This window comes from Algoriphagus sp., assembly GCF_024642405.1.
Lineage (GTDB): Bacteria > Bacteroidota > Bacteroidia > Cytophagales > Cyclobacteriaceae > Algoriphagus.
Genome location: NZ_JAHEBC010000115.1, coordinates 1 through 11,561 on the forward strand (window position 1 = coordinate 1; position 11,561 = coordinate 11,561).

The window sequence follows — 11,561 nt, forward strand, 5'->3', positions numbered from 1 at the left end:
AATTGGATTCTGCAAATTACTTGTGGCTGGTGTTCCACCTGGAAAACTCCAGTTCCAACTGGATGGAAGTTGAGTACTTAAGTCAAAAAAATTAACAGTGTTTTGCTCCAGAATTTCTAATTTGTTGGCACCAAAAAATGCTATCGGTAAATCTAATGCTGAAGTTTGAGTATATAAATCGATAGTATTGTTTAATTGAAGTAGACATACTTCACAAAACTCTCTACCAAGGAAACGCATTTTGCAGTTTTGATGAGGGCGAAACCATGTAGGAGATTCTTCATGAGAAAATATGCCGACACCATTAACATTTAGTAAACTTTTCCACCTATTCGTCTCTATATTATTGTCTTGAGTTAAATTAGGCTTTTCAACAGCATATTGATCGCCGGCCCAATATTCGTCTGCTAATCCACTAAATGAATGCCCAATTTCATGAATCATAACCTCTTCTGAAGATGGGCCAGATGAGAAAGTTGAAAAATAGCCACCTGAACCTCCGTATCTACTATCATTTACTATGATAATTGGTAAGTCAAAAAAAGGAGCATTGCTGTTAAGAACATCCAAAATTTTTCCTGTTCTTAGTGGAACTAGAAGACGTTCTATTCCAGCATAATTAAAGGTAGATCCAAAATAATTATCAATTAGTTCGGAAGGATCACTAGCAGCGCCTTGTTCATTTGAAACTACTTTTATGGCATAAACATTAATATCGTTAACATGGGATAACCATGGCTCTTGCTGAAACATTACATCAATAGCTCTTTTGGTATCTTGAATAAATTTATCTTGTTGATCCGCTTTGTATCCATCTCCCATAACTACAAAATTTATTGCTTGGTCAGGGGAACTATTATAGGAAATTAAGTCTATTGGAAAAACTTGAGCAAGAGTTTTGGAGAATACCCCAAAAAGTAAAAAACAAACTAGAAATAATATTAATTGTTTCTTCATTGGATTCTGGGTTTGAAAAATGGAAATACATTTAAAAGTTTTAATTCATTTCCTTCTAATCGTTCAACTTTTATTTTCTGAAACCAGAATTCATATTGAGTTCGAATAAAAAAATTCACTTCTTGTAATTCTAAGGTTTCAGACTTGATTTCCCCAGAAGCAGTATTATTACTGTATTCCACTTTTTTAAGCAGGGGATTTTCTACAATGGACTTTACGGTATTAGTTTCACTTTCGTCCGTAAGGCTTATTACCAAATCCCCTTCTCGTAATTCTCGTTCATTGCCATTTAACACTCTTAGTTTTCCAACATTTATATAGACTTCATTTATTTTAACAGTGTCTAAGGAGTTTAAATAGAAATTTATGATTACAATTTCGGGGCTTGACTCTTTTAAAACCTCATCTGAATGAACCGGTTTAGCCATAGGATTTTTATTTGCGCTGCAACAAAAGAGAGAAAAAGTGATTACGACAGTAAAGAAAATTTGAATGAATTTCATAAAAAATGATTGTCAAGATTCACTTAAGTATATATTATTCTTTGTATGATTTATTTGTAGGTCTTCACTTTCCTTTGATTCTTCGTATCCAAAAGACTAAATCCAAATCTTCAAAAAAAGTTTGGCCCCTTTCGATACATTTAAAATCCCTTATTCACTAAAATCAAAATATGGGATACTTACTTCAAAGCGAAACTTCTTGCTTCTCATTTCATCCATAGCATAGGTTTGGAATGGAAAACATCTGACTTTCTTACCTAAATGAGTGATAATAGATAACCCGGTAAACTCATTTGAATGGTTACTAGTGGTCAAGATATCCCATGCTGAGACTTTGTCTTGAACTATTGAAAAATTACGATTCAAAGTGAGATGCAAATTTGAACTAAAAAATATTCCATAATAATTTTAAAATTAAATACTCTTAAAGTTCTATACTTTAACTCTATTAAACAATACCCCAAATGGGATAAAAATCAAATTTATCTAAAAATAAATTCTGACTTTTAAAGTTAAAAACAATTGAAATTAATAATTAATTAAAGTCTAAATCTTAAATTCTACTTCTTAGAAACTTATCCTCTTGATCACATCTATTTTGGGCTCCAAATTCCTATCAAACAAAAGTGGATAATTGGTTCTACCTCTAACAGGAAAGTTATTCAACCAGGATCTTCCATCGTGTAATCCCCAAAAAGTAACCCGGGTAATTTTATCTTTATGCTTTTCAAATAATTGAAAAAGATCAGCATATCGTTGAGCGAACTTCTCTTTTATTTCTGTTGAAACGCCGTCGACATAAGGGTTGAATTCTGCAGAATTAGCATAATTAATATTCAAATCTGCTCCTTGTGAGTTTTTTGGTCTGGGCAAAATGTCCACATCCAATTCGGTAATGGCAACTTTGAAACCTGCTTCGGCTATTTCAATAATTCCTTGCTCAATCTCATCGATAGAAGGACTTTCCAAAAGGTAATGGCCTTGCATTCCAATTGCATCAATTCGAATTCCTTCTGCTTTCATTTCTTCGGCAAAATCCAGAATCCCTTTCCTTTTGGAAGCTTTCCAGACATTGTAATCATTGTAGTAGAGTTCGGCATTAGGATCTACTTCCCTGGCTTTTTTGAAAGCTGCTTTGATAAAATCCATACCAGAAATCTCAAACCATTTTGATTCACGAAAACTCCCATCTTCATTAAATGCCTCATTGACTACATCCCAGCCATGAATTTTCCCTTTGTACCTGCCCATCACAGTTTCAATGTGATTTTCCATCCTAGACACCAGTGCTTCTTTTCCCAATCTATTTCCGGATTCATCTTCAAAAACCCAATTGGGAACTTGCTGATGCCAAACAAGACAATGACCAACCGTGAAAGCTCCAAGCTTCTCCCCTAACGCCACATAGGCATCCCCAAACTGAAAATTGTATTCTTCAGGTTTAGGGTGAACCAAGCTCCACTTAAGACCATTCTCTGGACTTAGACTGTTAAAATGAGTCGTTATTAGTACTTGCTCTTGTGTCGCTTCAGACGATACTTGCTGGGAATTTAATGCAACACCAATATAAAAGCTGTCTTTAAAAATGTCCTTCATGCCATGCTCTTTGGGCTTGTGGAATCCCATAAGCAAGGTTATCGTTAAAAAAAGGAAGGCTTTTTTTATCATTATAATAAAAGTTTAATCTTTTAAAATTTTTAACTAAAATACTCAATTCCAAATTCTTAAATCTTCTATCTCAAATCTTAGGATCCACTTCCTTTGAATTGATCTTCTTTGTAGGCAAATAAGACATTGAATGTGGTCAAAGATCCATAGCAACGTGTAATGTATTGCTGTAAGTGTACTCGATCTTCATCATCCAATTTAGGATGATTATTGATGTTTTGTTCCAATACCCGAAGCTTCTCCCTCACCATTACAATTTTATGAAAGAAAGTGGCCATCGGAATTTCTTTAGATTGGAGATTTTCGTCATTCGGTTCAAAGACCACATTTCCTCCTATCCATTTTCCCCCGAGAGGAACAATTGGAGCCCTTTCTGAAGTTTGCAACAAAGCCTCTCTGATCGCTTTTTCTACATCTTTCATCGTCAACATCGGGAAGTCAGGAATTTTCGCTTCCTCCACAGAGAAACCTTCGTAGTCTCTAGCCAAAGTTTTGACTTCTTCAGCGTTATAAAAATAAATTTTGTAATAGGTCTCATCTACCGATAAGATCATTCCCGAACCGAATTTAGGATGGGTAAGTTTACTTCCGGGAGCTAATTCACTTGCTGTCATAAATAATGGTTTAGTGATCGAAAATAAGAAAATTCAAGAAATTTTAGTTAAATAATACCGGAGCAGAACTTTATTCTTTTCTCATCAAAAAGTTTTAAAGCATTAAATAATTCAAACCCAAATGATAAGCAGCTTCCAAAATGATTTATCTTTTATATTAAGAAATCGATATTTTTATAAGACTTAAAAAACTGATTCCAATGAAAAATCTTCCCTACCTGATGATCCAAGGAATTTCAATATTCTTAGGTTTCACTTTCTGGGGAGCAGGAATGGCAAAGTTATTCTATGAACATCAATTTTTTGGATGGATCGGTCCTGTCTGGCTAATCGAAGAACTCGAGCCTTATGGCCTTGGGTTTTATGGAAAATTCATTGCATTAAGCCAAATCGTAATTGGATACCTTTTAGTAACTACCCGCTACAAGTTAATTGGGAGTATTATGATGATTCCTCTAATCGGTAATATCCTGATGGTTACCATTTCTTTAGAATGGAGAGGAACACCTTTAGTTCTATCTTTTTTAATGCTTTTAAACTTAATTTTACTTTGGCAGTATAGAGATTTTTTCATGCCTTTGATGGATGAAGGAAAAAGTCAGTATGATGTAAAAACCCGAAGTATAAGAACGATAAATGGTCATTTAGTTTGGCTTGCTGGTCTATCCTTACAATTTATAGCTATACAGATTTCCTATATAAATTGGGTCGCAGCTTGCACAGTTGTCTTATTAGGCTTGGTTATATCTGGTTTGAGTTTTTATTTGGAAAAAAGACGTCTCAAAAGCTTAGAATAAAAACAAATCATTTCTTAAACCATATTATTATGAAAATTCATCCTTATTTAAATTTTGACGGTCAGGCAAAGGAAGCCATGACATTTTATAAAGAAATCCTGGGAGGAGAGTTTGACGGAGATTTCAACTATTTCAGTGAAATACCTGGAATGGTTCATTTAAGCGAGGAGGAAAAAAAACGTGTCATGCACGTCACACTCAAGCTATCCGAAGAAGTTAAAATTATGGCTAGCGACACCTTGCCAAGCTTGGGGCAAAAGTTGAAGTTGGGGAACCATAATCACATTTCCCTAATGCCTGATTCTAAAGTACAAGGAAAGAAATTCTTTGATGGCTTATCCAAAGGAGGAACAATAGAATTGCCCTATGAAAAAGCGTTTTGGGGTTCCTATTTCGGAAGTTTTACAGATAAATTCGGGATTGGATGGATGGTGAATTATTCACTGATAGAAGGTGAGGAGTAAAAACTGAATTTCTGAATTTCAAACCCCAATAGTTATAAGCTTATCGTATTTTGTATAAGCTCTTTTCTCTTTGAAACTATTAAAAACGTAACCTATTATAAATAAGCGATTTAAAGGATAAAATATTGGCTTTTTTAAGGCACAAAGATTAAATTAAATCTTTCTTTTTGAATCATATTTTTAAAAATTAAATCATGTCTTATTTAAATTCTCCCCGATTGACTTTTTCGGGGCAATTCCAAGCAGACCCTTCAACGGTCAACAATGATCCAACGCATTTCAACAATGAATCTTTCCAGCCAAATTTCCAGAAATGGGGAGCAGGAGCATCTAACGGATGGTGGAATCCAGAGGGTACTGGAAGTTGGAGATTCTTAAGCTGTGGGGTAAAAAGTGTCACTTATTTGGATGGAACTTCTACAAGCAATCCTCAAGAGGATCCGATTATTGGAATGACAATCATGGACTCTAATACTAAAGTTGCTGGTAAAATCGTCGATTTAGATTCTCAGCAACAAATGGTTTCTGCGCTTTGGGGATTGGTAGTCCGCTTAGTATCTGGCGAAAAGGAAGTGATCAAGTCCGATTATGAAGTTGCGTCTTTTACAAATATCTGGATGGGAAGAGCTCCAAAACTTGGCGGAGACACTAGAGCTGCGGCAATCTTTCAGTCAGTTTTAAAAAACATTTCCTGGGACATAGATTCTTGTAATTCCAGATATCTCAATGAGTTATTTTCTGTAAGCAAAGATCAGCTTTCCATTCAGTTTACGACCGACTTGTATGAAATGGATAATACCTCTCCCAAGTTTACAATAGGTAGAATTGTTGGATCCATAGGACCTCATTTTGAAGAAGAACCTACTTTCTTCACTATTGGAAGGCCGCTTTTTCCAATGGATCTCAGCTCTATGAATTATGCTAATGCTATCTTGGATAAAACTCTAAACCAAATCACACTTGATTTAGCAAATTCCTTTCAGATTAATCCCAATGGAACGCTGATCGACAGAAGCAACTTAATATTGGCTGTCAATAAAGGCCAAAACGATACCTTTGACTTGGTAACTATTGGGGAAATTATTCTAGATAAATCGGATTGGTATTCTGTTGATGCTGGAATCAATTCAGTTCCATTAGCTGATAAAATGGATTTGGTGGAACAATACCCACTTGTGATTTTAGATGGTAATGGACAACCAATATTCCAAGAAAGTGAAGAATATGTTTGCGCAGATAAGTTTGTTTTTTATCTCAATCCAGAAGAAAGCTGTCAGGTTGATCTTTATGCCTCAAAACTAGGTAAACCTTTAGCTGGCAAAGAAATCTCTTTTCTATTATTTGATACTCCATTTGGACCAACTCCTCCCAAAGTCAGTGTTCCAAAATCGGCAATTAACTTGCCTTCCACAGCACTTACTGATTCCTATGGAAAGGCAATCATTAAAATCAAAGCCAGCGATCCAGGCAATCCAAGAGGATACATTGATGGCCAAGTTTACGGAGTGGCTTATAATTTCAGTGATGGATATTTTTCAGATTGTAATCAATCGAATTTTATCAGTTTACTGGTTTTTGACAGCGTGGACCCAAAGAAAGTCGCAAATCCTACCTGGGAAGATATTCAGCCCATCATGCAGCAATATGCAAATCTCTATCCTTTGATGTCAAAAGGAATTTTTAATCTCGCAGACAAATCAGTTGTAGATAATAATGCCGAAATCCTAAAGTTTGTATTTAGCAAGGAAAAAGAAGATCCTAACTATATGCCTGCAACCAGAGATCTTTCAAAGGACAAATCAGCGATGATTATCAACTATTTGAATTCTGTTTTAAATCAAGCCGACGTTAAAGACTCTATCACTTTTAAAAAACTATAATCTAGAAACCATGATTTTTCTCAAAACAATAAAAATAGAGACTATTGAAGATCTTAGATCTGCCATTCAGACTGCAATTGAACTTGAGCACTCGACGATACCTCCTTATTTAACAGCAAATTTCACCTTGACAAATACAGGCAATGATGAGATTTCGAATTTGATAGGATCAGTTGTAGGAGAAGAAATGCTTCACCTTTCTATTGCCTGTAATTTGATGAACGCAGTGGGTGGGCAGCCGAGTTTGAACGATCCCAAGTTTATCCCAAAATATCCCGGCCATCTTCCTGGAGGAGTAGATTCAGGACTAATTGTTCCTTTGGAAAAGTTCTCATTGCCTCTCATAAAAAATGTGTTTATGTCGATTGAGGAGCCTGAAAACCCCATTGATATCAAAGCAATGGCAACGATAGAAGATTCAATGACAATTGGACAGTTTTATAATGAAATAAAAAAGGCCATCTGTTCTTTGGAATCTGAGGCTCAAAAAGCTAGAAAAACAATTTTTACAGGTGATCCGTCAAAACAACTCACTTTTGCCAAATTCTTCCCTGAGAAGCTCCTTTTCCCAATTATTGATAAAACGACAGCAATTAATGGTATAAACTTAATTGTGGATCAAGGAGAAGGAACAGACAAAGATCCTTTCGTCAATCCTGATGAAACGATTTCCGAAGAACCTGCTCATTATTATAGATTTGAAGAGATTTATATGGGGAAAAAATTACTAAGAGACCCAACTGCACCATCTGGTTTTTCTTACTCGGGAGATGCAATTGTCTTTTTTGAAAAGGAGGTGCCAAATATGAAACCCAATCCAAAAATGGCTGATTTCCCGGTAGATAGTTTAGCTTTTCAATACAGCAAACTTTTCAACTATACCTACACTTGTCTGCTCAAAAGCTTGCATTTGACATTTAATGGACAGACAGATCAAATCAATGAGGCCATGGGATTGATGTTTTCACTCAGGTTATATGCCGGTAAACTTTTGGCCACTCCTTATCCAAATGAACCAGGTTATATGGCAGGCCCTAGTTTTGAATTCGTAACAGATGAAGATTTATCAGAAACAGAAAAATCTCTCCTTAATAAAATACCTTCATAGTCATGAGTTTTACCTCAATAGGATCAGTTATAAAAATTTCGATCAGTGACATAAACAAATCCATAGAGTTTTATAGAAATGTTCTTGGCTTTAGCCTTGATCCAAGATATAGCATCCTTAAAAATCCAAAAGAAATCTCCTACATCCAGATGAATTTTAATAATGGAGGAAATCATTCAGTTGCTATTGGTCTATACAATGATATTAAAGAACCATTTAATCCAATTCCAGAAAATGGGACTGTACCTAGCTTTATTGTCGAAGATATCGAGTCAACCCTTAAGCTATTCCAAGAAAAGAAAGTAGTCATCGATAAAGTGGACGGAGAATTCATTATTGAGAATACCTCTGATGAAGGATTCGTGGATAAATTTTTCTTTTTCAGAGACCCTGATAATAATTCACTGGTTATCAGAGAAAACCTATAGATAAATAACTAATAATTATTCTTGAAATACTGATTTCAGTTAATCTGAAAGACAAAAACCTAAGACTATCCTCTTAGGTTTTTGTCTTAATTACTAAATCTTGTGCTTTAGGTTTAACCTTGTGGAAATATAATTTATTCCGTAACATTCTGGCTTACTTCTTGGTCTTTAACTTAGGATATTCAAACTTCGTACTTGGATCATTCTTTTATCTGAAATTATAAAAAAGTATTTGCTCAAATTTTTGAAGATTCTTGGTATATCAGTAGCAATACTATTGATAATTTGTGTTGCCTTGATCTTATTTATTCGAAGCCCATGGGGGCAGGGGATAATTGTGGACAAAGCAACTTCTTATCTTCAGGATAAAACAGGCGCAGAAATTCAAATAGATAAACTTTTTGTCACATTTTCTGGAAATGTTTACCTAGAGAATTTTTATATCTCAGATGTCGATGGTGATACACTAGCATATTCCAAGGAACTGGAAGCAGGGCTCTCCTTTATTCCACTTATTCAAAATGGTGCGATTCACATAAGTAAATTTGATTGGCAAGGCCTTAAAGTAAGAATCAAAAGACCAGAAGAAAGAGGCACATTCAATTTTCAATATTTAATTGACGCTTTCGCATCACAGGATAGCACAGATACTTCAGCGACACTAGAAGAAGAGTCATCACCGTTGGCAATATCTTTATCACCTATTTCTTTGAGGGATTTTGACATTCTCTACTTGGATGAAATAGCAGGAATGGAAGCTTCAATTCAGTTAGGAGATTTAGAACTTTTTATTCCGACCCTAGACTTGGAGAGTTTTGTCTTTGGAATTGAGTCCATTTCAATATCTGACACGAAAGTTGGCTATAAGCAATCTAAGCCTTTTGCTGAATCTGAAGAAAGTGAAGAAGAGTCACTTTTGCCCAATGTCAGGCTAGACCAACTCAGTTTAACCAACATTGACCTTTCCTATGAAAACCTGGTAGACAACCAAAATGCAGCTGTCACCATAAAACAATTGGGTCTGGATATGCCCGAACTTGACCTAACCAATCAAGTAGTGAATATCAATGAAATTACCTTATCAGAATCTTCCATTTTATATCATGATTTTTCTATTCCCGAACCAAGCAATGATATTGAGACGGAAGCGGATCCCTTTGAATTTGTATGGCCTGAATGGACTGTAACTTTGGGAAAAATCAACTTCGAGAACAATTATCTCGACTATAAAACCAAAGATCTAGATAGTAAAAAAGGAGAGTTTAATCCTGAAATTATAATTCTTAAAAACTTAAGTCTTCTGGTCTCAAATATCAATTTAGATGATAATTCAGCAAGTCTCGATATAGAAAAATTTCACTTTTTAGAAGGAAGTGGATTTGAGCTAAAAGAACTAATCTTAGGCCTCAAACTAGACCAACAAACATTAGATATTTCCCGCTTTTATATAGAAACCAATCGCAGCCACCTTAATTTAAACTCACAAATAGCTTTTTCCTCCATTCAACAATTATTGGATAAACCTGATCTGTCGAGACTAGATTTAATGGTAGATGATTTATCTCTTGATATTCGGGATGGTTATTTCTTTTCGCCAGATTTAGCTCAAGACACTTTGCTTCAGCAAATTGCCACCTATCCTATTCAAGGAAATCTCACAATTAATGGGACAATGTCTCAATTGGAAATCGACCAATTTGATATTAATTGGGGTGAAAGCAATGCAAACTTCAATGGTTTTATTTCAAACGCTTTAAATGTAGATTCTCTATTTTTCGATCTTCCAGAAATTAATCTAAGTAGCAATCGATCAACACTAAATCGCTTTGTCCAAGAATCCGATTTGGGTATCCAATTTCCAAATCAAATAAACTTAAGCGCCCATATAAAAGGCACACTTTCCGACATAGAAGCAAATCTTAATTTATTTACCGATTTAGGTGACATAACTCTTGATGCAAATTACCAGGATTTGGAAAAACTGGCATTTGACATAGACCTGCAATTATCTCAACTACAATTGGGAGTTTTGCTGAATAATCCAGATTTGGATACTCTGTCCTTTGATCTTAAAGTCAATGGAAATGGTAATAGTATTTATAATCTGAATGCAAACCTTCAATCCAATTTTGAGAAACTTAACCTTTATGGTTCTGATTACTCAGGCCTTCAATTAAATGGCGACATCATCAATGGGGCAGGAGATATAAGTCTTTTGCTTGATTCAGACTATTTAGATTTTGATTTGGTAAGCTCTGTAGCATTGGATTCTATAAATTCAAAAATTGGCTTGGCATTGGATCTAAAAGGTGCAGATTTTTATAAGCTTGGGTTTTCCTCGAAAGAAGCTAGAGCTAAACTTATGCTGGAGGCAAATCTGGAAGGAAATTTAGATGATTTTAGAGCCTCTGCTTTCCTGCATGATGGGTTGGTTTTATATGACAAAAAAACCTACCAAACTGGCAATCTTGATCTTCGGGCACTTGTGAACCAAGATTCCACCAATCTCTTGATTAAGAGTAAATTGGTACAAGGCTTTATAGAAACAAACACCAATCCAACAGCATTAGCTCAGGCGCTAGAAAACCATATCCTTCACTATTTGGAAGAAATAGATTCATCCCAAGTAGCCCTTGATAGCAATATTGTGATGAATATGGAATTATCAATTTTTGATGATCCCATACTAGGCGAGGTGTTCTTACAAGGTCTTGAGCAATTGGATTCCGGAAGTATTCAATTAGCTTTTAATCAAAATCTCAATTCCTTAACTTCAAAAATAAACTTCCCTTTTATTAACTATTCAGGAAGTATTATAGACAGTTTAGAGTTTAATCTCAATTCCTCCAAAGACAATTTAAAACTAGATTTAGGTTTCCAGGGCCTGACTTCGGGCCCATTAGATATGGATAAGACTCTCATCTCAGGGCAGATGATTGGTTCAAAAATATACTTTGATTTTGATGCTTATGAGGGAGATGAACAGCTCTATCATATCTCTTCAGTCCTAGGACTCTTAGGGGATTCAATAAATATTCACATCGAACCTGAAGCTTTAATTTTTAATAAAAACAATTGGTCAATCCCTGCTTCAAACCTACTTATTTATTCAAAAGACAATTTAGATTTTGAAGATTTCAAC

The 11,561-nt window shown here is 35.0% G+C and carries 9 protein-coding genes and 1 pseudogene; 6 read left to right on the forward strand and 4 right to left on the reverse strand.

Annotation, left to right across the window (positions count from 1 at the left end):
- The 4 genes from Q0L68_RS10425 to Q0L68_RS10440 form a co-directional block, all read right to left on the reverse strand.
- Nucleotides 1-957: M64 family metallopeptidase (locus Q0L68_RS10425; RefSeq protein WP_296702629.1), on the reverse strand; the 957-nt coding region annotated here is incomplete at its 3' end.
- On the reverse strand, nucleotides 954-1,460 hold the full coding sequence (locus Q0L68_RS10430; RefSeq protein WP_296702631.1) for a hypothetical protein: 507 nt from the start codon (nucleotides 1,458-1,460) through the stop codon (nucleotides 954-956). The genes Q0L68_RS10425 and Q0L68_RS10430, both read right to left, overlap by 4 nt.
- Before the next feature lie 567 nt (nucleotides 1,461-2,027).
- The gene (locus Q0L68_RS10435; protein ID WP_296702633.1) at nucleotides 2,028-3,128 is read right to left on the reverse strand and encodes an endo-1,4-beta-xylanase; all 1,101 of its coding nucleotides are present in this window, start codon (nucleotides 3,126-3,128) and stop codon (nucleotides 2,028-2,030) included.
- A 77-nt stretch (nucleotides 3,129-3,205) separates the two neighbouring features.
- Nucleotides 3,206-3,742 (reverse strand): hypothetical protein, encoded by a 537-nt coding sequence (locus tag Q0L68_RS10440; protein ID WP_296702636.1) that lies wholly within the window; start codon nucleotides 3,740-3,742, stop codon nucleotides 3,206-3,208.
- 200 nt (nucleotides 3,743-3,942) lie between these two features.
- On the opposite strand from Q0L68_RS10440, the gene Q0L68_RS10445 reads away from it, so the two are divergent.
- The 6 genes and pseudogenes from Q0L68_RS10445 to Q0L68_RS10470 form a co-directional block, all read left to right on the forward strand.
- The gene (locus Q0L68_RS10445) at nucleotides 3,943-4,539 is read left to right on the forward strand and encodes a hypothetical protein (RefSeq protein ID WP_296702638.1); all 597 of its coding nucleotides are present in this window, start codon (nucleotides 3,943-3,945) and stop codon (nucleotides 4,537-4,539) included.
- 29 nt (nucleotides 4,540-4,568) lie between these two features.
- Nucleotides 4,569-5,003, forward strand: coding sequence for a VOC family protein (locus Q0L68_RS10450; RefSeq protein WP_296702640.1), 435 nt, complete (start codon nucleotides 4,569-4,571; stop codon nucleotides 5,001-5,003).
- A 194-nt stretch (nucleotides 5,004-5,197) separates the two neighbouring features.
- Nucleotides 5,198-6,883 carry a hypothetical protein gene (locus Q0L68_RS10455; RefSeq protein WP_296702643.1) on the forward strand — a complete coding sequence of 562 codons (1,686 nt, stop codon included), beginning with the start codon at nucleotides 5,198-5,200 and terminating at the stop codon, nucleotides 6,881-6,883.
- Between the two features lie 10 nt (nucleotides 6,884-6,893).
- Entirely contained in the window at nucleotides 6,894-7,991 is a 1,098-nt protein-coding gene (locus Q0L68_RS10460; RefSeq protein WP_296702646.1) for a ferritin-like protein, read from the forward strand.
- A gap of 2 nt (nucleotides 7,992-7,993) precedes the next feature.
- On the forward strand, nucleotides 7,994-8,419 hold the full coding sequence (locus Q0L68_RS10465; protein ID WP_296702647.1) for a VOC family protein: 426 nt from the start codon (nucleotides 7,994-7,996) through the stop codon (nucleotides 8,417-8,419).
- Between the two features lie 244 nt (nucleotides 8,420-8,663).
- Nucleotides 8,664-11,561: pseudogene (locus Q0L68_RS10470) on the forward strand (translocation/assembly module TamB); the annotation flags it as partial.